The following is a 21,360-nucleotide window of genomic DNA, read 5'->3' as shown; positions in this document are numbered from 1 at the left end:
TTTGAAACCAAAATCACATTATGACATTGTTATTATTGGCAGCGGATTAGGCGGTCTGGTGTCTGCTATTATAATGGCAAAAGAAGGTTATAGTGTGTGTGTTTTGGAAAAAAATCAGCAATTTGGTGGAAACTTACAAACCTTCTCCAGAAACAAATCTATTTTTGATACAGGTGTCCATTATATTGGGAGTTTGGGAAAAGGTGAAAACCTCTACCAGTATTTCAATTATTTGGGAATTATGGATGGCTTATCTCTCAAAAAAATGGATGAAGATGGGTTTGATATTATTAGTTTTGATGATGATGAAAACGCCTATCCATATGCACAAGGTTTTAACAATTTCAAAGCCCAATTAAAAACCTACTTCCCAGACGAATCAGAAGCTATAAATACCTACTGCGAACAAATTCAGGAAACCTGTAATGCCTTTCCTCTTTACAGATTAAAACCAGGAAGACCTTATGCTGATGGAGTTTTTAAACTACAAATTAAATCCTATTTGGAATCCATAACCAATAATAAACGCTTACAAGCTGTTTTGGCCGGCTCCAATTTCTTGTATGCGGGCGATGGTTATAAAACGCCCTTTTATGTACATTCACTTTCCGTAAATTCTTATATTCAAAGTGCGTACCGTTGTATAAATGGTGGTAGTCAAATTACTAAATTGCTTATTAGACAACTAAAAAAGTATGGTGGTGAAGTTTATAAACATCATGAGGTTGAAAATTTAATCTGTGCAGATGGTTTAATTAAAGCAGCTGTTTGTACCAACGGAAACAAGATAGAAGGCAACACGTTTATTTCTAATATTGAGCCGAAAATCACTCTGAATTTAGTAGGGAAAGAACACTTTAGAAAATCATATACTAACCGAATTGAAGGTATTGAAAGTACCATTTCAGCCTTCAGTTTGTATATTGTTTTAAAACCAGATTGTTTTAAATATATCAACAAGAATTATTATCATTTTAAAACACAAGATGCCGTTTGGAATGCCCAACATTACACCCAAGAAACGTGGCCAGAAAGCTATATGTTATCTATGGGAATCAAAAAAGACAACAACATATATGGCGATAATATAACCATTATGACCTATATGCGTTATGAAGAAGTGGAACCTTGGGCTGACACCTTTAATACGGTTGCCCATAAAAATGAACGTGGCCAAACTTACGAAGCATTTAAAAAAGAAAAAGCGGAGATTATTATAGACGAATTAGAGAAAAAATTTCCAAATATTCGCAATTGTATTGCGGAATATTATACCTCATCACCACTTTCTTATCGTGATTATATTGCAACAAATCGTGGTTCTATGTATGGCTATACCAAGGATGTAAATAAATCCATGCAGTCTTTTATTTCACCAAAAACAAAAATAGACAATTTGTTATTTACAGGTCAAAGTTTAAATATGCATGGAATTTTAGGCGTTACCATTAGTGGTGTTGTTACCTGTTCCGAATTATTAGGTCAGGACTATTTGTTAGATAAAATTATTGCGGCAAATCAAACAGAAAATTAATGCTGAAAACCTATTGTAACATACTCGTATTTATTTTGCTTATCACTTCTTGTGGTGTAAAAAAGTCGCTACATGATATTCCAGATGTTTCCAATTACAACCAAACCATTCCCGAACGCAACCAGATTTCCGATTCTACATTTACCACAGAAAATGGTCTGCTAACTAAAAATAAATATGGGCAATGGGAATTATATGTTTCTGGCGATCCGTATCAAATTGGTTTGCAAACAGGCAGTTTAAGTCAAGAGTTAATGGCGAAACAAGAAACGGCCTTTTTAGGAAAAGTAGAAGAGCTCGTCCCATCCAAAACCAAACAATATCTATTACGTAAAGTGTTAGCTTGGTACAACCGAAAAATGTATTTGCACGTTCCTGAAGAGTATAAAAGTGAAATATTAGGGGTTTCAAAATACGCAGGAGATAGTTATGATTATGTGGCTGATGATTATCTGCGATTACTCTATTTTCATAGTGCCCACGATATTGGACACGCCTTACAGGATTTGGCACTTGTTGGGTGTTCATCTTTTGCCGCTTGGGGAGATAAAACCGAAGATGGCAGCTTGATTATTGGTAGAAATTTCGACTTTTATGCTGGAGACGATTTCGCAAAAAATAAAATCATTTCCTTCATAAAACCTACAAACGGTTATAATTTTATGTCCGTTACTTGGGCTGGCATGATGGGTGTGGTCTCAGGCATGAACGACCAAGGATTAACCGTGACAATTAATGCTGGAAAATCAGATATACCGTTAATTGCCAAAACACCAATTTCCATTTTAACACGCGAAATTTTACAATATGCCAGCACGATAGATGAAGCCATTGCTATTGCTAAGAAACGCCAAGTATTTGTTTCGGAATCTATATTTATAGGAAGTGCCAAGGATAATCATGCGGTTACCATTGAGGTGTCGCCAAATAATTTTGGCGTTTATAACGTTGAAAATTCCAATCAATTAATTTGTTCCAATCATTTTCAAAGTGACGCCTATGCAACTGATGAAAATAACTTGAAACAAATTGCTGAAAGTCACTCGCAATATCGTTTTGAACGTATGGAAGAGTTACTTTCAGAAACGCCCAAACTAACGGTTGAAAAAGCGGTTTCTATTTTAAGAAACACAGAAGGATTAAAAAATAAAGCCATAGGCTATGGAAACGAAAAAGCCTTAAACCAATTATTAGCCCATCATGGTGTGGTTTTTAAACCTGAACAAGGCTTGGTATGGGTATCCGCTAATCCGTATCAACTAGGCGAATTTGTAGCCTATAATTTGCATACGATTTTCAAAAACGAACCATCAGAAACTGCAGCCAAATCATTTCATAATAGTGAATTATCTATTGAAGCCGATCCATTTCAATTCACGCAGGCGTATTTAGACTATGAAACATATCGGGTTTTAAGTCGGGAAATTTCCAAAGCTATTTTAACAGACAATCATGTAGAACAAAACGTTCTGGACGAACTAATTGCTGTGAACCCAAATTATTGGGAGGCCTATTATTTAGTGGGAACCTATTACTATAAAAAGCACTATTACACAGCAGCTTTACAAGCTTTTGAGAAGGCGCAGACCAAAGAAATTACCACTGTTCCAGATCAAGAACAAATAGATTGGTACATTAAAAAGATTAAAAACAAACTGAAATAAAATAGAATCCTTACTTTTGGATTTAAATATGGCTACAAATATGAGAAAAACCACAGCATTGTTTTTCATAATTTTGAGTTTCAATTCTCTTTTAGCACAATTCGAAAAGAATATTTATGAATTAGATTCGATAGAGAGTCTACTAACCAAAGAAGTTAAAGAGATTTTAGATACTAATTTGACTAATAAAAAAGTTGTTTTTTTAGGTGAGTCTCATCATAATTCTGGTTCAGATTTTTTGGCCAAAACTGAATTTGTAAAGTATTTAGTATTAGAAAAAAACTATAAAGATATAGCCTTTGAAAGTGATTTTTTTGGACTCTATTTCGACCATAATAAGGATAATATTTTTGGCTTTTGGTCTTATTCTATTCAATGCCAAGAACTATTCAATTTTCTAACTGAAAATAATGTGACCCTTTGGGGTTTTGATAACCAATTTTCGGGGCCTTATTCATATTATAATTTCACAAATAAACTTACAGCTTTTCTAAATGATAATGCTATCAAATACGAAGAAGATTTTACCAGCTTAATAGAAACCTATATTAAGAACAGAAAAGAAGCAAATAAAGTTCTTACAAAAACAGAAATTAAATATTTAATCAACGAAATAAGCGAATTATTAGTAAACAAAAATGTCATGAAAAATGCATTATGGTTTCAAATTTTAGAAAGCTTTAAAAGCAATATATTAATAAACACAACTCATAAACCAAGTAAAAAAGGTATACCAATTAGAGATAGTCAAATGGCTAAAAACCTAGACTTTTTAGTCAAAACAATGCCTGAAAAAAAATTCATTGTTTGGTTAGCAAATGCACACATGGCAAAATACGAATATGATTTTATGAAGGGTCAAACAATGGGTGGTCAATTTGTGAATTTAAACCCAGGTATTTCATACCACATAGCCTTTTCATCTATATTCATACAAAATAGAAAAAAGAAATGGATAGAAAAAACTAATAATGATGAGAACAATTTACTTCACTTTTTATCTTCACTTGAAAAAAATTATTTTATGGATTCAAAACAAATAATCAGTGATAATCCAGAATATGCAGAAAAAGAATACGAAGGGATGTTTAATCTAAAAAAAAGCAAAACCAATTGGTTTAAGCACTTTGATGCTTTAGTTTTTATTTCAGAAGGAGAAGCCGTAAAATATCCAAATTAAAATACATAACAAATCAAATAAATGAGGTTAAGTAAAATACTATGTTTAGAATTACTAAATTACCTCAAGTTGCAGACACAAACCTCCGAAAAATAATATGATTCCTAAAATAGAACAAGCTACTAAATCAGAAATTAAAATTTTTCAAGAAGAAAAGCTGGCTGAATTATTAGTGTATTTACAAGAAAAATCAAGCTATTATCAGCAGGTTTTTAAAAAGCATAACCTTGCTATTTCCTCTATAAAAACCTTGGAAGATTTAACAAAAATACCAACTACTTCCAAAGACCAATTGCAAGCATATAATGATGAATTTTTATGTGTTCCTAAAAATCAAATTATTGATTATGTTACCACATCTGGAACTTTAGGCGATCCTGTAACCTTTGCTTTAACCGAAAAAGATTTAGAGCGTTTAGCCTATAATGAGGCCTTATCTTTTGCCTGTTCTGGTGTGACGGAAAATGATGTTATGCAACTCATGACCACTATGGACAGACGCTTTATGGCTGGATTGGCCTACTTTTTAGGATCCCGAAAATTAGGAGCTGGCATGATTCGCGTTGGTGCAGGAATCCCAGAATTGCAATGGGATTCTATTATAAAATTCAACCCAACCTATTTAATTGCCGTACCGTCATTTTTATTAAAATTGATTGAATATGCCAAGCAACATGATATTGACATCAACAAATCGGGCGTAAAAGGTGCCATTTGTATTGGTGAACCTTTGCGAAATTTAGATTTTTCACATAATGCATTATCAAAAAAAATAACAGATGAATGGGATATTCAACTGTATTCCACCTATGCTTCCACCGAAATGAATACGGCTTTTAACGAATGTGAAGCGCAACAAGGTGGACATCATCATCCGGAATTAATTATTGCTGAAATATTAGATGATGCTGAAAACCCGGTGTCTGCTGGACAAGTGGGCGAGTTAACCATTTCTACATTAGGCGTTGAAGGTATGCCCTTGTTACGTTTTAAAACGGGCGATATGGTTCAAGCACATCATGATGCCTGTACTTGTGGCAGAACAACCATGCGATTAGGCCCTGTGGTTGGACGTAAAAAGCAAATGATTAAGTATAAAGGCACCACCTTATATCCACCAGCAATGGATAATATTTTAAATGATTTTAATGCCATTCAGAGCTATGTTATTGAAATTTCGCACAACAACATTGGTACGGATGAAATCTGCATTAAAATAGCAACAGATACACCAACGGAGAAACTTCTCTTGAATATTAAAGATCACTTTAGAGCTAAATTACGTGTAGCGCCTAAAATTGAATTTCACGATAAGAAAATCATTCAAAAATTACAGTTTCCAGCCATGAGCAGAAAACCGGTTATGGTTATTGATAATCGTAAAAAGGACTAATTGTTGTATGACTTCATGAAAAATTTAACCATAAATTATACCAAAAAAAGGCTTTATATCCATTTGGTCCTGGGTGTTTTTTGGTTGACTTTAGGTGCTTTTATTATATGGGAGAATACGGAGTTTAGATGGTATAATTTAGGTTTTATTGCTGCTGGCTCATTATATTTAGCACAGTTTATTTGGGATATTTCTTATCAATATTTAAACATTACCGACACGTATATTAGAAAAAACAACCTTTTCGTTAAAAAGTTACTACTAAAAGATATCACTCAAATTGAAAAATTAGTTGGTGGTTATATGCTAAAATCCAAACAGAAAGAATTAACCATAAAATCACATCTGATTGATAAAAATTCCTTGGTTGCATTAGAATCATATTTAAACAACTTTGAAGTGGTAGGAACCGAATACTACGAACTAAAATTATAGATTTTAAACCCCAAACAATGAGTCTACTAACTATTAAATACAAGAAAAAAAGACTCTATGCTAACCTAATTCTAGGGTTAGTATGGACAGGGTTAGGCGTTTTTAATATATGGGAATCAGACAATACACGATGGTCAAATATTCTTACTTTATTAATTGGTATTATATATATTGGAATGTCACTTTGGGAATTTAAAAAACAATATTTGACTATAACTGATATTTTTATCAAGGAAAATTCGTTATTCGGAAAAAAGCTATTATTTAAAGATCTGACTCATATTAAAAAATTCACAGATGAGTACACCTTGAAAACTCAAGACAAAACATTAGGAATTAATTCGAGTTTAATGGATCATGAATCTAAAATTGTTTTTGAAAATTTTATTGCAACTATTGAATTTCCTAAATAAAAAAAACATGTTCAAATCAAAAATGTTAAAGCTAAAACACAAAGCTAATTGGTTATTGACTTTTGGACTTTTTAGTATTACACTAGCGATAATATGCACTTTATATTTGTTAGTTTACCCATCCAATCAAGATTCGTTTGCAGGAAGTGAATACTTTAAAGTTCCATACTTTTTGTTTTTGTGTATTACCATATTTGTTGCACCTATTACAGAAGAATTAAGTTTTAGAGGAGGGTTTAATAAATCTAAAAGTATCAGAATAATTTCTATTATTGGTTTATTTGTTTTTCTACTAATTTCTGAAAGTTTACTACTCAAAACATTAATGATGATATATATAGCATTATTAATAGTAAGTTTTTATAAAAGACCAAACACACTAGTAATTAGTTTGTATGTTGGAAATGCATTATTGTTTTCTCTTTTTCATTTAGACCTAGATCAACTTTTTACCATATCATCTCTTCAAGGTTTTCTTTACAGGTTTGCTTTTGGTTTCTTCTCTATTTGGATTTGTATTAACTTCAATTTATTGAAATCAATTATATTTCATGCCGCATGGAATTTTGTATTAATGACACTTTTATCCATCGGTTTATTTTTTCCAGATGAAACAATAAATCAGTATGAAAATGATATGATTAAAGTTACATGGCAAAGAGCTTCTAAAACATCAAATTCTATTGTAAATTTTAATACCACGAATGGAAATGCCTTGGAAGCTCAAGATTGTGATATTATATTTTTACTAAAATCTACTGAATGGAGTTTAAGTTCTAAAGACAGTATAATAGATTTTGTGCCTACTGAACCTTACATGGATTATAAAATAGATATGAAAATAAAAGACACCAGTAACACAAATCAAAATCTTTATTCTTTAGTCAGACAGTTTTTATCAGAAAGTGATTTAATTAAATTAAGACCAAATTAAATACTGTTAATTTCACAAAATAAAAAAGCCAACTCATAAAGTTGGCTTTTTTATTTTTATAAATTCCTTGACTTAATCTAAAGCTGGAATACGCAATACTTGTCCTGGATAAATTTTGTCAGGATCAGTTAACATTGGTTTGTTAGCGTCAAAAATCAATGGGTATTTCATAGCATTTCCGTAGAATTCCTTCGCTATTTTCCCTAATGTATCACCACTAACTACGGTGTGAAATTGTGCTTCTGGCTCCTTGTGTTCAACCGTCATTTGGTCGTCCACAACAGCTATACCGTTAGAGTTTCCTACCACTAATATAATTTTTTCGCGTGTAGCTTGATCATAAGCCATTCCGCTAATGGTTGCTGTATCACCATCAATTTTTACTTTTAAGTTTTTAGCTTCCAGTTTTAAATCGGAAACCGTTTCTTCCATTCGGCTTGCTGCTGCCGATTCACGTTTTAGTTTGGCTGCCGCTGCATCTGCTTTTGCTTCGGCTGCTTCTTCAGCATCTGTTTTTCCGATACCAAATACTTTCGCGCCTGCATTTTTAATAAATGAAAATAATCCCATAATTGTTTACTTGTTTTTTAATGTTAATAGTTGATTTCTTGAAGTCATAATTTACAAAAATAATGCTTGATACACTTGCTTATTTTGAGTTTTTTAACACAAAAAAGAACCGCCTTTTTGATTTCTCATCAGGCAGTTCCTCAAAATTTTAGACTAATTAAATATTTTATATTTTCTCACGAATGGGTTCACGTGGATTATCTTGCTTTTCAGCTTTAAACTTTCGCTTTTTAAGCTGTTCCGTTTGTTTGCCTTCAGCATTTTTCAAAAACTGAATATACCCACGACCTGTAAATTCATAAACCGTTCCGGATGTTGGCTGATACAATTCTATTTTCGCATCATTTAAAACGCGAAGTTCAAAAAATTCATCCGCAAAATAATCATAATCTAATGTCAGGGTTTTTAAATATCTATTTCCAGATATGTTTCCAACATTATAAAGTCCGGTGTAATCCCAAAAAATATTATTCGGATTGTACACATTAACATCTTGCGAGCTTCTAAACTCCGAGTCATTTCCACCGGCTAAAAACTGCAAATAGTTTTCATAATCAAATTCGTTTGGTGCTCCTGTAGGACTGGTATATGTTTTTTCCCAAGCTTCATATTCCTGTAAGAAATAATGAATATTATCATAAAACACATAGTCATAATCAAAATTGCTACGTTGGTAACCATCTAAAAAGTAGGATGTATCGTTATTCGGGTTGTACAATTCAATAGTATTACTATCTATTTGGTACACATCAAAGGTTTGGTATCCATCAATAACGTGGTAGACATCCAAAATATTATTATAGGCATCATAGGTTCCTGTTTGAATACCAAATCCGTTTCCTTGATCGCCAAATCCTACCAAGTTATTATTAGCAAATAAATTGCCGTTTCTAAAGGATATGGTAAATGCTATTTGTAAAAATGGCGTTTCGTTATAACCAATAGTTTCATTAATATCCACATACCATAGCTCATAACGATTCAATAACTGATTTAAAGATATGGAAGGCGCTGGTCCTGGATTGTAATTATCCACAATAATTGGATCGGTATAGCATGACGTAAAAAGCGTTGCTGAAATTGCAAATGCGAAAAGTAGTTTTATAGTCCTCATAAGTCCATCATTTTAAAGTTATTATTACTAGGATTTCAAAACACGTGCCAAAATGAAAAAAGCATGGACTTTACATATCGATAAAGCATAATATTTTATGTATTTTTGAAATACTAAAGACTATACAAATTATGAGTAAACCTTTAAAATACGCTGTTTTCGGTTCAGGAAGTTGGGCAACAGCTATTGTAAAAATGCTTTGTGAAAATTTAGATGAAGTAGGATGGTATATGCGCAGTGTTTACACCAAGGAGCATTTACTAAAAGAACAACATAACCCAAGTTATTTGAGTTCGGTTGAGTTTAAAGTGGACCAATTAAAATTAAGCAATGATATTAATGAAATGGCTGAATATGCCGATGTTTTAATCTTTGCCATTCCCTCTGCTTTTATGTATAGTGAATTAGAAAAACTAACAGCTAATGTTTCCCAGAAAACCATTGTTTCTGCAGTAAAAGGTATCATTCCAGAATCCGGTTTATTGGTTGGTGAACATTTTCATGATATTTACAAATTACCATTTGAAAACATAGCGGTTATTGCAGGACCGTGTCATGCCGAAGAAGTTGCTTTAGAGCGTTTATCATACCTTACCATTTCCTGTGCTGATCCAGAAAAAGCAACAGAAATTGCCAATGCATTAGCTAGCGATTATATAAAAACAAAAATTAGTGACGATATTATTGGTACGGAATATGCCGTCATGCTGAAAAATATTTATGCCATTGCAGCCGGAATTGCTCATGGTTTGGGTTATGGTGATAATTTCCAGAGTGTGTTAATGAGTAATGCCATTAGGGAAATGAAGCGTTTTATTAAAAAGATGCACAAGATGAAACGGAACATTAATAACTCGGCTTATTTGGGTGATTTATTAGTTACGGGGTATTCGGTATTTTCTAGAAATCGGATGTTTGGGAATATGATTGGAAAAGGTTACACAGTAAAATCGGCGCAAATGGAAATGAATATGGTGGCTGAAGGCTATTACGCCACAAAAAGTGCGCATTTACTCAACGAGAAAAATAAAAGGAAAACAAAAACACCTATTATAGATGCGGTTTATGCCGTTTTATATGAAGGAAAGGAACCTAAAGCGGTGTTCAAAAAATTAACGGAAAAACTAGATTAAAAGAAACCCCCTCAAACGCCGGCAAGGCGAATTACTATGGAAGCTTGCTTTCCATTAGGTAGCACTCTGGGTTTGAAAAGATGTAGGTAGCTTGTAAGGATAAATCCATTTCTGATTTATAAATCTGAATACTGAATTTTTACCCTATGAACTTGACAAGAAAGCACTTAATAGAAAAACTTCCGAATACCTATAAACACAAAAACCATAACAGTATATCCTAAAAAGAAAGGCAGAATAAACGCTTTTAAGCCTAATACCAACATGATGGATATAACGAGTAATTGAAACCCTAATCCAAAGGTAGAAATACTCGTCATTAAATAATTAGGCATGGTTTTACCTTGGTCTGCTTGACGATCTAATGCGTAAATAGTCTTATCAAAAACACCATAAAACAGTTTGTACAAGCCAAAAAGAATATCCACATGTTTCTGCTTTTCGCCGTGTAATGCAATAGGCGTTTCATATTCAAAAACGCGACTCGTGGTATCACCGTCAAATTTATTTCTTAAAATAACATAGTAGTAATTGTACAAGGTGCCTTGTAATTGCAAGCCTAAAAACGCCAATAGGCAGATCCAAATATTGGTGGTACTAACCGACCAAATGGCCACAAAGATTAAGGCGTTTAAAACAATATCGGCAACCGAATCTAAATAACGACCTGTATAGGAAGGTTTTTGTTTTACACGTGCCAATTCGCCATCCGCAGCATCTAGAATAGACTTGAAAATTAAAAAGAAGGCCGCCAACCAATAATATCCTTGGGTAATACAGTAAACCCCTATAAGCCCTGATATAATAAAACCAATAGTAACATGAACAGGCGTAAATGCGGTGTGTTGTAAAGCGTTTGCAATAACGCGTGCTAGTGGTCTTCCATAATCTGAAAGATCCAGAAATTTATGCGCTTTTGGTAATTTGGACATCTAATAACATAGAAAAAACTCTTCTGCGGAATATACCATTGAATACTGCAAAGATACCACTAAAACCTAAATGCGTACCAGTGCTTTTAAAAAAGGCTGTTGTTTCTAATTATTTTCTATTTGTGCTTAACATTATGTTTTATGCGTTCAGTTCTGGCGGCTGATTATATCTGCCAGATTTGTATATTACTTATGGATTTGTGGACCATAAAGCAGCACTTTTAAGCATGGCTCTTCTGGGTAGTTTTAAACCAGCAACAAGTAATTCTGCAAAATCTTCAGGCTGTAAAACACGTTCTTCAGAATCTTTGTTAGCAATTCCTAATCCAATAGACATATCGGACACGATCGTGCTTGGCGTAACGGTACAAACGCGAATGTTGTTTTTACGCACTTCTTTCATCAAGGATTCAGACATTCCAATAACGGCAAATTTGGATGCTGAATAGGCAGAAGTGCAAGCATTTCCACTCAATCCAGCTGTAGATGAAACATTAATAATATCACCTTCATTTTGATTTATTAAATACGGTAAAACTTCTTTCGTTACGTAATACATTCCCATGACGTTGGTTTGAATTATTTGCGTCCATTGGTCAACTTCCATGTCATTCAACGTTCCAAAGGCTGCAATACCAGCATTATTTACTAAAATATCCACCGAACCTAATTCATTGATAATAGTTTTAATCCCATTTTTAACAGATTCATAATCACTGATATCAAATACGGAATAAATAGCCTTTACGCCCAATGCCTCTAGTTCTAAAACGGTTTCTTTTAAAACAGCTTCATTTCTACCTGTTATGGCAATATCAATTCCTTCATTGGCAAATGCCAGAGCCGTTGCTTTTCCAAGTCCTCTTCCGCCACCCGTAATAATGGCTTTTTTATTTTTTAATTTTGTCATATTAGTTTTTAAAATTGGTGATGTATTTAAATATTACCAAAAATGTTATACGGTTAGTCACATGCAAATTAACGAGAACATTATAAATCAATGCTTCGCAGGAGCCCGTTTATTTAATCATTTTATGAAACTGCTCAATTTTACTCTGATTTCCTTGAATGTACAACACATCGCCTTGGATCATAATTTCATCTGGTTGAATGCTTTCTAGCATATTATTTTTGCGTTTGATACCCAAAACATTAATACCATATTTGGCTCTTAAATTCAATTCACTTAATGGTTTCCCGATAAATTTATTACTATCAGAACTCATCCGTAAACAGGTAATATTAAAATCGGCTAATTCCTTGTTCGGCCTATAGGTTTTTGGACGTTTTAATTCGCCTTTGAATAGTTGGTAGTTATCAGCTCTAATATTTTCAACCAGATGCTCAATATCATCTTCTGGTACCAGGAAATTTTGAAGTACGTGGGTAAATATTTGCACGGATGTTTCAAACTCTTCCGGAATAACCTCATCGGCACCTAATGCGAATAATTCAGACGTTTGCTTAACATATCGCGTTCTAACCACCAGATACAATGAATCCGAATGGGACCGAATACTTTTAATAATGTTTTGGGTAGCCACATGATTTGAAATGGCTATTACGGCTACTCTAGCATAAGAAAGTCTGACCGTTTCCAGAATATGATCTTCCGTGGCATCTGCAAAAATAATAGGAACACCCTTTTGTTTTTCACGCTTTACTTTTTCGGCATCTATTTCAATAACCACATACGGAATATTGTTAGCTGCTGCGGCTTTTGCCAAGTTGCTACCATTAACACCATAACCAATAATAACCAAATGGTTTTCTAAATCCTGATTGTCCAATTCTTCGTAATCAATTTCTGGATCAGTCGTGCCATTCAATCCTAATTTTTTGCTGACACCTATAAGCTTGTCCGCAATTGTGCCCGAAAAAATAATAACAAACGGCGTTAAAATCATGGATAGGATAGAAACGGATAGAAAATATTGGTTCGTTTCCGTTGTTAACAACCCGTATTCAATGCCTACTTTGGAAAGTATAAAAGCAAATTCACCCACTTGAAAAAGCGATAAACCTGTTAATATTACCGTTTTAGCAGGGTATTTCAGAATGGCAACGGCGCCTGCTGTAATGGCTGATTTAAGAATCAAAACCGTCACTAATAACAGGAGAATAATAGGTATATTATTTAAGAAAAAGTTTAAATCCAATAGCATCCCCACGGACACGAAAAAGAAACTTGTAAAAAGCTCACGAAACGGTAAAATAATACTGGTAGCTTGATGGCTATATTCAGACTCTGAAACAATAAGACCTGCTAAAAAGGCTCCTAGTGCTAATGATAATCCGGCTTCCGATGTTAGGAATGCCACCGCAAAGCAAATGGTAATGGTCACTAACAAAAACAGTTCCTTACTATTGGTTTTTGCCACAGCATGCATTAACCTAGGAACAATATAGCGCGCGCTGACATAGGTAATAACCACTACAATACCCGATTTTAACAAGAGCGATAAAATACTTACACCTATGTTGGAGGATTCTCCTGCTATCATTGGTGTAACAAGCATCATAGGCACGACAATAATATCCTGAAAAATTAAAATGGCCAAGGCATTTCTGGCATGAGGTGCTGATATTTCATGCCTATCTTGCAAGGTTTTTAAAACAATGGCTGTACTGGATAGAGAGAACAGAAAACCGACAAATACAGCTTCATTCCAAGAAAATCCTAATAGGTAATAAATAAGGGCTGATACGGCTACGGTAATTCCTACTTGGAAAAATCCGCCTATAAAAACCGTTTTTTTGATGGAGACTAATTGCTTGATGGAAAGTTCCATTCCTATAACAAACAGTAATAAAATAACGCCAATTTCAGAAAGCGTTTCTACTTGTTCAACGGCCTCAATAAGACTTAATCCATAGGGTCCAATAACGACTCCTGTTAACAGAAAACCAATTATAGAAGGAAGTTTGAGTTTTTGTAGACCAAAAACAATAGCTACCGAAAAAACTAAAAGAATTAAAATGTCCTGTAATAATGGTAAATGCATGAGTTTTACTTGGTTTTTTGATGGTTATTTCAAGGTTTTAGTTATTCTCCTTGGTCACAAAACTGAATTTTCTATGGTCAAAGCTAATACAAAAAGGTAGTGAATCAATACGTTTTTTTTACCGGAAGTAAATATTTATTCACAGTACTTCAGTTTATACCTTCTTAAGAATAACCCACAACATAAATACAGGGCTGTTTTTAAACGGCTATTATTAATAAAAAAATTCTTATCCGAATTACTATTTTACCAAAACACCTTTAGCTTCCATTAATGGAATGGTTTGCAAGGCTTTTAAATTAATGGTGTTTTTTCGGAAGAGATAGGTTTTATCAAACATGGTATTACCTTCAAAAAACGTGACTTGAAACTGATTGTTCAATGCAAATAAGTCTTCCTGCATGAGTTCAATTTTCGCATAGCTTTTGGCTGGAAGTTTATCCAGCTTTTTTCTGAATATTGACGTCGCTTTATCTTGAGAATAGCCACTGGTAACAATAATTACCATTTCCAAATCCACCGCCTTATCGTTTATAATATACGCGTTCCAATCTTGAGTTTTATAGATGTCGTTATATTCATTTACAATCGCCACATAAACACCATCTACTTTTGGAATTATAATATCTTTTTTCATAAGCTAAGTATTCCCTTGTGGAACGATTAAATTAATGATGTTTGTATTACTAAACCTTTGTGTATGCAAAAATAAAAAACTATTCAAAAAAAGCGTTAGAATAACCAGAAACTGTAATGCCACGCAGATTATAAATAATCAGGTGGTTTAAAACGGTAGATAAACTGTAGGTTTTAAATAAATTATCGTCCTTAAAGGCCACATTATCTACGCGCAACATGTATAATTTGGCAACCAAAGCTACATCTACCCGTGGTTTAATTATTTGCTGTTGTTGGGCCTTTACTAATAGGGTGTATATAATGGTATTGACTAACCGATCTGAAAATGCTGTAAAAACCCCATCGGCTTTGGGATAGTATTTTTTAATACCAAATAAAAACGCGGGCTTGAAGTGTTTTAAATATTCAAACCCACGTTTATAAATGGTAATTATTTTTTCAATGGCATCTAAATCTTCACGCTCTTGAATAGCCTCAATCTCTTCCACGTAGTTATCTAATAAGTAGCTTAAACTTTCAGCTACCAAGGCTTCTTTACCATTAAAATACTGGTAAATTGTTTTTTTTGAAATGCCTAATTCCAAAGCCAGATCATCTAATGTAAACCGTTTGCTACCAAACTTGGTGAAGTTGGTAATGGAGCACAAAAGTATGTCTTGCTTATTTATCATAACATGGTGGTCCTTCCGTTATTTCCAACCACCACCTAGTGCTTTGTAAAATCTAACAACAGATAGCAATTGTTCTAACTTATTATCAATGGTATTCAATTCTGCTACCAACACACTTTGTCTAGCCGTTAATAAATCTAAATAGTTAGCATACCCATTATCTAATAAGGTTTCTGAATTAGATTCTGCACGACGCAAGGCTTCCACTTCATTTTCACGGAATTCGAACTTATCTTCTTCTGCCTTATAGCTATACAAGGCATCGGATACTTCTTGTCCTGCCACCAACAGAGTTTGCTTAAAGTTTAATAAGGCTTGCTCTTGTTGCGCTTGAGATACTTCGAATTGCGTTCTAACTTTACGCTGATTAAAAATAGGCTGTGCTAACCCACCTACTAAATTTGCGAAAAGTGAACTGGTATCAAACCAATTCTGAAACTCCAAACTTTGAAATCCACCCGATGCACTTAAGGTTAAGGACGGATAAAAGTTAGCTTTGGCAACATTAGTCATTTCAAAAGCTTGAATGAAATCATTTTCAGCGGCAATTACATCTGGCCTGTTGCGCAATAAAATGTAAGGCACACCAAGTTTCATTTCGGTTGTAATTTCCTGTTCGCTTAAGGTGCTTCGTTGGTACGTTTGCGGTTGTTTTGCCAACAAAATACTTAACGCATTTTCCGTTCTAAAAATTTGACGCTCAATCTCAATTTGAAGTACGCGCGCATTGTTGTATTGGGCCACGTTTTGGTCTACGGCCACTTGGGTTACTTGTCCAGCTTCTTTTAAAGACTCAATTGCCGTAACCGTTTTTCTACGAGTTTCAATGGTTTCTTTGGTAATTTCCAATTGAGCATCCAAAGCCACTAATGTATAATAGGTGGTAGCAATACTTTCAATAAGTTTGGTTTTTACAGCTTGATGTGCTGCAATACTTTTTAAATACCCAGCATGAAAGGCCCGTTTATTACTCCGGATTTTCCCCCAAATATCGGCTTCCCAAGATAAGTTAGCTACGGCTTCATACTGATCAATAGAACCATTTGTAAATGCCCCAAACTGACTATTATCAGACAATTTCTGATGTGCCACCGATGCGCCAGCACTTAAGGTTGGCAAGTAACCCGCGTTTCCTTGTTTCATGTAAGCTTCACCAGCAATAATTTGTTGAATAGCTATACGAATATCAATATTATTCTGTAAACCTTCTTCTATATATTGGGTCAGATACGGATCTGTGAAAACTTGTTTCCAAGACACATCTGCCATAGACATAGAATCCGTTTCCAACTCATCCGTACGGAATAAATTTTCCGTTTGATCTTCTAAATCTGGACGTTCATAATCTTTTGAAACCAAACAGCTTTGCATGGTTATGGCGAGCAACGCAAACACCATAACACGTGAAATCCATTTTTTATTTATACTTGCTTTCATTTTTATTATTCTTTAATTTCTTTATTTACAACTACTGGTGCTCCAGATATTTTTTCTTGTAACCATTGGAAAAAGATGAACAAAATTGGAATGACAAAAACACCTAAAATGGTTCCTATCAATAAACCGCCAACAGCTCCTGTACCAATTGAACGGTTACCTGCTGCACCTACACCACTTGCAATAACTAATGGCGTTAAACCAAGTATAAAGGCAAATGACGTCATTAAAATAGGACGTAAACGCGCTTCTGCTCCATTTATGGCTGCATCCAAGAGCGACTCGCCATTTCGACGCCGCTGCAAGGCAAACTCCACAATTAATATGGCGTTTTTAGCTAACAGACCCAATAACATAATAAGTGCAATTTGGAAATACACGTTATTTTGTAAACCTGTAAGCTGCGTGACAAAATACGCACCAAATACACCTAATGGCAGGGATAATAAAACCGAGAATGGTATTAAGTAACTCTCATATTGTGCTGCTAATAAGAAATAAACAAAAACAAGAGACAAGATAAAAATAGTCGTCGTTTGGTTTCCTGCGCTAACTTCCTCACGGGTTAACCCTGAATATGCAATGGTATAATTACTTGGTAAGGTTTGAGACACTTCTTCAATAGCTTTAATAGCATCACCAGAACTAAAACCAGGACTTATGGCCGCGTTTAAGGTTACGGAATTAAATAAGTTGAAACGTGTTACAGACTGCGGACCATATACTTTTTTCAAATTAACAAACGTAGTAATCGGTGTCATTTCACCAGCACCTGTGCGAACATAGAGTTTGCCTAAATCACTTTCTTGAGCACGATCTTCAGGTAAAGCTTGTACATACACACGGTATTGTTTACCAAATCGCGAGAAATCGGCAGCAAAGATACTTCCAATATAACCTTGAAGGGTTGAGAAAATATCGCTAATTGGAACGCCCAACTCTTTAGCTAATTCCGCATTTAGTTCTATTTCATACTGTGGATACTTCGTATTAAAGGACGACTGTGCATATTGAATTTCCGGACGTTGAGAAAGTTTAGCCGCGTATTCTTGGGTAACTTGATCTAAATCGGTAAAACTACCGCCTGAGCGGTCTAATAAATTCACTTCCACACCAGCCGAGTTACCAAAACCTGGAATACTTGGCGGCAAAAAGAAGATAATATTAGCTTCTGGTATTTGTGCGGCTGCGGCAAACATTTTTCCTGTAATACTCGCAACAGAAAGTGAATCGGCTTCACGGTCTTCCCAGTCATCTAAACGGATAAACCCAAGTCCAAAGTTACTACCAGCACCACCTAAAAAGCTTCGACCTTCAATAAGAGATCCACCTTTAACACCTGGAATTTGTTCAAGTTTTTTATATAAATCTACGTTTACTTGGTGCGTTCTATCAATAGATGATCCCGCAGGAAGTTCCACGTTTACAAACATAATACCTCTATCTTCATCCGGTACAAATCCTGTTTTTAATACAGAAGACGACCACCAAATGGCACCAACTGATATTACTAATACAACAACTGTAATCCATTTGTTTCGGTATAGAAAGTGAACCGATTTTCCATATTTTGTAATGGTAGCATCAAAGCCTCTGTTGAAACCATCAAAGAAGCGGCCCATAAGATTTTTCTTCTTTTTGGACTGTTTTTCATCATGACCTTTTAAAAATAACGCACATAATGCTGGACTTAAGGTTAAGGCGTTTACGGCAGAAATTATAATAGCCACAATAAGCGTTACACCAAATTGTTCATAGAAAACCCCTGTTGGACCTTGAATAAATGTTACAGGAATAAATACGGCGGACATAACCAAAGTAATAGAAATAATGGCGCCAGAAATATCATGCATGGCATCTTTGGTCGCTTTTTTAGGGTCGTGTTCACCTTCATCAATCTTCGCATGCACCGCTTCTACTACCACAATAGCATCATCCACTACAATACCAATGGCTAAAACCAAGGCAAATAGGGTTAGAAGATTAATGGAATATCCAAAGAGATTCAAAAAGAAAAAGGTACCAATAATAGATACGGGAACGGCAATTGCCGGAATTAAAGTAGATCTAAAATCTTGTAAGAAAATAAATACTACGATAAAAACTAATAGGAATGCTTCCGCCAACGTGATAACTACTTTTTCAATGGATGCATTCAAGAAGTTATTGGTATTATAAGGCACAAATATTTCAACACCTTTAGGTAAATCGGCTTTTATATCTTCCAATTTTGCTTCAATCTCAATAATAATGTCGCGCGCATTAGAACCTTTAGTTTGGAAAATACCCATGTTTACTGCGGGTTTTCCTTTGGTAATGGAACTACCGGAATAGGATTGTGCTCCTAATTCAATATCGGCAACATCAGATAATTTTAGAAATTGTCCGTTACCAAGCGCTTTAATAATAATGTCACTATACTGCGCTTCCGTTTTAAAACGGCCACCATATTTAATAACATAACTAAAGGCTTCACCATCATTTTCACCGAAAGATCCGGCAGCAGCTTCTAAACTTTGCTCACGCAATGCCGCTGTAACATCTGTTGGAATTAAACCATAAGCTGCCATTTTTTCAGGTTGTAACCAAATACGCATGGCGTAATCTTTAGAACCAAAAACGTTAACATCACCAACACCATTTACCCTTTGTAATTCAGGGATGACATTAATTTTTAAATAATTCTGTATAAAAGTATCATCGTAATCTGAATTTTCACTGTAAAACGACATAAACATCAAAGCACTCGTTTGTTGTTTTGACGTGGTTACACCTGTTTGAATTACGGCTTGTGGCAGTTGTGAGGTGGCACGAGCAACACGGTTTTGTACGTTTACCGCTGCAATATCTGGATCTACATCCTGATCAAAATAAACGGTAATGGAAGCCGTTCCTGTATTGGAAGCGTTGGATGTAATGTACGTCATCCCTTCAACGCCGTTAATTTGTTCCTCTATAGGAATAACAACACTTTCCAAAATAGTTTCAGCATTCGCTCCAGGATAACTGGCGTTTACCGAAATAGTTGGTGGTGCAATATCAGGATATTGGGTAATTGGTAATGCGGTAAGACCAAGGACACCCAAAATCACAATGATAATGGAGATAACCGTTGAAAGTACAGGTCTTTCTATAAAAGTTTTTAACATGATTTTTTATCTTGATTGATTATCTGAATACTTTGTCAATAGGTTTTGCAATGCTATCAAAAGGAACTTCCATAGGTTTAATTTTGGTATCACCTCTTAATTTTGAAACGCCTTTTGCCACAATTTTATCACCTTTTTGAAGGCCTTCAGAAACGACATAAATATTTTCTACATCTGCCAAAACAGTAATTTGCGTGGAAACAGCCATATCATCTTCACCTAGCTTATAAACATAATAACTTCCTTGTTGCTCATAAGTAGATTCTTTAGGAACTACAACCACATCTTTATAAGTTCTTGGAAGTCTTATTTTTCCACTATTACCATTAGTTAATAAACGAGAATCATTATCAAAAACCGCACGAAACGAAATAGAACCTGTTTTTGAATTCACTTGAGAGTTAATGGTTTCTATAACACCTTCCTTTTCGTAAGTACTTCCGTTGGCTAAAATTAATGTTACTTTTGGTAGATTATTAATTTTAGCAGCAACATCTGCGCCTTCTGCTTTTTGAATAAAATTTAGATATTCTCTTTCATTCAAAGAAAAATACGCATATACTTCACTAATATCTGAAACCGTTGTTAAAGGCTCTTGACTAGTAGGGCTAACTAAAGTTCCTTTTCGTAATCTAATGGCTCCTACATAACCATCAACAGGACTTTTTATATTGGCATAATCAATATTAGCACCTATACTATTATAAGAACTTTTTGCTTGCTGTAATTTGGCTTTCGCCGTTTCCAACTGTACATTGCTAATAATATTTTTTTCTACTAAAGGTTTTAGCTTATCCACCTCAACTTGAGCGGCGTTTACGTTGGCTTTTGCTGCTGCTGCATCTTGGCTCAAGGCTTGAGTTTCTAACTTAAACAAGGTTTGACCTTTCTTTACTTGCTGACCTTCGTCTACTAACACATCTGTAATATAACCTGAAATTTTTGCACGTACTTCACTGTTATTCACACCTTCAATACTCGTTGGATACGTATTATAACCAACTACGGTTTGCTGCGGAATTTCGGTAACTTGAAATGGTGCTGGACCTTGAGCTTGTTGTTGCGTTTCTTCTTTGTTTCCACAACTAATTAGTGCAAAAACAATTGCACAAGGCATCAGGATTTTAAAAGTGTTTTTTTTCATTTTTCGGTTATGT

The 21,360-nt window shown here is 34.5% G+C and carries 18 protein-coding genes; 8 read left to right on the top strand and 10 right to left on the bottom strand.

Annotation, left to right across the window (positions count from 1 at the left end):
- The first annotated feature begins 1 nt into the window (after position 1).
- From ACFPH8_RS03430 to ACFPH8_RS03400, 7 genes are all read left to right on the top strand, one after another.
- On the top strand, positions 2 to 1,534 hold the full coding sequence (locus tag ACFPH8_RS03430) for a phytoene desaturase family protein (RefSeq protein ID WP_376858474.1): 1,533 nt from the start codon (positions 2 to 4) through the stop codon (positions 1,532 to 1,534).
- The gene (locus ACFPH8_RS03425) at positions 1,534 to 3,198 is read left to right on the top strand and encodes a C45 family autoproteolytic acyltransferase/hydolase (RefSeq protein ID WP_376858472.1); all 1,665 of its coding nucleotides are present in this window, start codon (positions 1,534 to 1,536) and stop codon (positions 3,196 to 3,198) included. The genes ACFPH8_RS03430 and ACFPH8_RS03425 overlap by 1 nt, the downstream gene beginning before the upstream one ends.
- A gap of 16 nt (positions 3,199 to 3,214) precedes the next feature.
- Positions 3,215 to 4,378: an erythromycin esterase family protein gene (locus ACFPH8_RS03420; protein ID WP_376858470.1), complete on the top strand. Its 1,164-nt coding sequence runs from the start codon at positions 3,215 to 3,217 to the stop codon at positions 4,376 to 4,378.
- A 97-nt stretch (positions 4,379 to 4,475) separates the two neighbouring features.
- Positions 4,476 to 5,771, top strand: coding sequence for a flexirubin biosynthesis putative acyl-CoA ligase FlxY (flxY, locus tag ACFPH8_RS03415; protein WP_248397183.1), 1,296 nt, complete (start codon positions 4,476 to 4,478; stop codon positions 5,769 to 5,771).
- Between the two features lie 15 nt (positions 5,772 to 5,786).
- On the top strand, positions 5,787 to 6,206 hold the full coding sequence (locus ACFPH8_RS03410; protein WP_376858468.1) for a hypothetical protein: 420 nt from the start codon (positions 5,787 to 5,789) through the stop codon (positions 6,204 to 6,206).
- Positions 6,207 to 6,223: 17 nt separating this feature from the next.
- Positions 6,224 to 6,619 (top strand): hypothetical protein, encoded by a 396-nt coding sequence (locus ACFPH8_RS03405; RefSeq protein ID WP_376858466.1) that lies wholly within the window; start codon positions 6,224 to 6,226, stop codon positions 6,617 to 6,619.
- 7 nt (positions 6,620 to 6,626) lie between these two features.
- Positions 6,627 to 7,553, top strand: coding sequence for a CPBP family glutamic-type intramembrane protease (locus tag ACFPH8_RS03400; protein WP_376858464.1), 927 nt, complete (start codon positions 6,627 to 6,629; stop codon positions 7,551 to 7,553).
- Between the two features lie 72 nt (positions 7,554 to 7,625).
- On the opposite strand, the gene lysM is transcribed toward ACFPH8_RS03400, so the two are convergent.
- Together lysM and ACFPH8_RS03390 are read right to left on the bottom strand one after the other, a co-directional pair.
- On the bottom strand, positions 7,626 to 8,123 hold the full coding sequence (gene lysM, locus ACFPH8_RS03395; RefSeq protein WP_376858463.1) for a peptidoglycan-binding protein LysM: 498 nt from the start codon (positions 8,121 to 8,123) through the stop codon (positions 7,626 to 7,628).
- A gap of 166 nt (positions 8,124 to 8,289) precedes the next feature.
- A complete protein-coding gene (locus tag ACFPH8_RS03390; RefSeq protein ID WP_376858462.1) occupies positions 8,290 to 9,237 on the bottom strand; it encodes a nicotinic acid mononucleotide adenyltransferase in 948 nt (315 codons plus the stop codon).
- A gap of 131 nt (positions 9,238 to 9,368) precedes the next feature.
- On the opposite strand from ACFPH8_RS03390, the gene ACFPH8_RS03385 reads away from it, so the two are divergent.
- Positions 9,369 to 10,370, top strand: a complete 1,002-nt coding sequence (locus tag ACFPH8_RS03385; RefSeq protein WP_248397174.1) for an NAD(P)H-dependent glycerol-3-phosphate dehydrogenase — start codon at positions 9,369 to 9,371, stop codon at positions 10,368 to 10,370.
- Between the two features lie 167 nt (positions 10,371 to 10,537).
- Here ACFPH8_RS03385 and ACFPH8_RS03380 read toward each other — a convergent pair whose 3' ends face one another.
- The 8 genes from ACFPH8_RS03380 to ACFPH8_RS03345 all read right to left on the bottom strand — a co-directional run bounded on the left by ACFPH8_RS03380 (position 10,538) and on the right by ACFPH8_RS03345 (position 21,347).
- Positions 10,538 to 11,302, bottom strand: a complete 765-nt coding sequence (locus ACFPH8_RS03380) for a CDP-alcohol phosphatidyltransferase family protein (RefSeq protein WP_376858461.1) — start codon at positions 11,300 to 11,302, stop codon at positions 10,538 to 10,540.
- Between the two features lie 190 nt (positions 11,303 to 11,492).
- Positions 11,493 to 12,212 carry a 3-ketoacyl-ACP reductase gene (locus ACFPH8_RS03375; protein WP_376858460.1) on the bottom strand — a complete coding sequence of 240 codons (720 nt, stop codon included), beginning with the start codon at positions 12,210 to 12,212 and terminating at the stop codon, positions 11,493 to 11,495.
- Between the two features lie 109 nt (positions 12,213 to 12,321).
- Complete coding sequence (locus ACFPH8_RS03370) at positions 12,322 to 14,307, bottom strand: monovalent cation:proton antiporter family protein (RefSeq protein ID WP_066247370.1); 1,986 nt, start codon at positions 14,305 to 14,307, stop codon at positions 12,322 to 12,324.
- A 241-nt stretch (positions 14,308 to 14,548) separates the two neighbouring features.
- Positions 14,549 to 14,944: a hypothetical protein gene (locus tag ACFPH8_RS03365; protein ID WP_066247367.1), complete on the bottom strand. Its 396-nt coding sequence runs from the start codon at positions 14,942 to 14,944 to the stop codon at positions 14,549 to 14,551.
- Positions 14,945 to 15,023: 79 nt separating this feature from the next.
- Entirely contained in the window at positions 15,024 to 15,617 is a 594-nt protein-coding gene (locus tag ACFPH8_RS03360) for a TetR/AcrR family transcriptional regulator (protein WP_066247363.1), read from the bottom strand.
- An 18-nt stretch (positions 15,618 to 15,635) separates the two neighbouring features.
- Positions 15,636 to 17,054, bottom strand: coding sequence for an efflux transporter outer membrane subunit (locus ACFPH8_RS03355; protein WP_376858459.1), 1,419 nt, complete (start codon positions 17,052 to 17,054; stop codon positions 15,636 to 15,638).
- Positions 17,055 to 17,059: 5 nt separating this feature from the next.
- A complete protein-coding gene (locus tag ACFPH8_RS03350; RefSeq protein ID WP_376858458.1) occupies positions 17,060 to 20,203 on the bottom strand; it encodes an efflux RND transporter permease subunit in 3,144 nt (1,047 codons plus the stop codon).
- Between the two features lie 19 nt (positions 20,204 to 20,222).
- Positions 20,223 to 21,347 carry an efflux RND transporter periplasmic adaptor subunit gene (locus tag ACFPH8_RS03345; RefSeq protein WP_376858457.1) on the bottom strand — a complete coding sequence of 375 codons (1,125 nt, stop codon included), beginning with the start codon at positions 21,345 to 21,347 and terminating at the stop codon, positions 20,223 to 20,225.
- Positions 21,348 to 21,360 lie beyond the last annotated feature (13 nt).

It is taken from the genome of Bizionia hallyeonensis, from assembly GCF_042657385.1.
GTDB lineage: Bacteria > Bacteroidota > Bacteroidia > Flavobacteriales > Flavobacteriaceae > Algorimicrobium > Algorimicrobium hallyeonense.
Note: the sequence above shows the minus strand (reverse complement) of the source record. Positions and strands in the feature narration are given on the sequence as shown.

Excerpts from the sequence above, each read along its gene's own strand:
- ACFPH8_RS03400 (WP_376858464.1), top strand. The coding sequence starts at position 6,627 with ATGTTCAAATCAAAAATGTTAAAGCTAAAACACAAAGCTAATTGGTTA.
- ACFPH8_RS03355 (WP_376858459.1), bottom strand. The coding sequence starts at position 17,054 with ATGAAAGCAAGTATAAATAAAAAATGGATTTCACGTGTTATGGTGTTT.
- flxY (WP_248397183.1), top strand. The coding sequence starts at position 4,476 with ATGATTCCTAAAATAGAACAAGCTACTAAATCAGAAATTAAAATTTTT.
- ACFPH8_RS03365 (WP_066247367.1), bottom strand. The coding sequence starts at position 14,944 with ATGAAAAAAGATATTATAATTCCAAAAGTAGATGGTGTTTATGTGGCG.
- ACFPH8_RS03425 (WP_376858472.1), top strand. The coding sequence starts at position 1,534 with ATGCTGAAAACCTATTGTAACATACTCGTATTTATTTTGCTTATCACT.
- ACFPH8_RS03390 (WP_376858462.1), bottom strand. The coding sequence starts at position 9,237 with ATGAGGACTATAAAACTACTTTTCGCATTTGCAATTTCAGCAACGCTT.
- ACFPH8_RS03370 (WP_066247370.1), bottom strand. The coding sequence starts at position 14,307 with ATGCATTTACCATTATTACAGGACATTTTAATTCTTTTAGTTTTTTCG.
- ACFPH8_RS03385 (WP_248397174.1), top strand. The coding sequence starts at position 9,369 with ATGAGTAAACCTTTAAAATACGCTGTTTTCGGTTCAGGAAGTTGGGCA.
- ACFPH8_RS03380 (WP_376858461.1), bottom strand. The coding sequence starts at position 11,302 with ATGTCCAAATTACCAAAAGCGCATAAATTTCTGGATCTTTCAGATTAT.
- ACFPH8_RS03375 (WP_376858460.1), bottom strand. The coding sequence starts at position 12,212 with ATGACAAAATTAAAAAATAAAAAAGCCATTATTACGGGTGGCGGAAGA.
- ACFPH8_RS03345 (WP_376858457.1), bottom strand. The coding sequence starts at position 21,347 with ATGAAAAAAAACACTTTTAAAATCCTGATGCCTTGTGCAATTGTTTTT.
- lysM (WP_376858463.1), bottom strand. The coding sequence starts at position 8,123 with ATGGGATTATTTTCATTTATTAAAAATGCAGGCGCGAAAGTATTTGGT.
- ACFPH8_RS03350 (WP_376858458.1), bottom strand. The coding sequence starts at position 20,203 with ATGTTAAAAACTTTTATAGAAAGACCTGTACTTTCAACGGTTATCTCC.
- ACFPH8_RS03410 (WP_376858468.1), top strand. The coding sequence starts at position 5,787 with ATGAAAAATTTAACCATAAATTATACCAAAAAAAGGCTTTATATCCAT.
- ACFPH8_RS03405 (WP_376858466.1), top strand. The coding sequence starts at position 6,224 with ATGAGTCTACTAACTATTAAATACAAGAAAAAAAGACTCTATGCTAAC.
- ACFPH8_RS03360 (WP_066247363.1), bottom strand. The coding sequence starts at position 15,617 with ATGATAAATAAGCAAGACATACTTTTGTGCTCCATTACCAACTTCACC.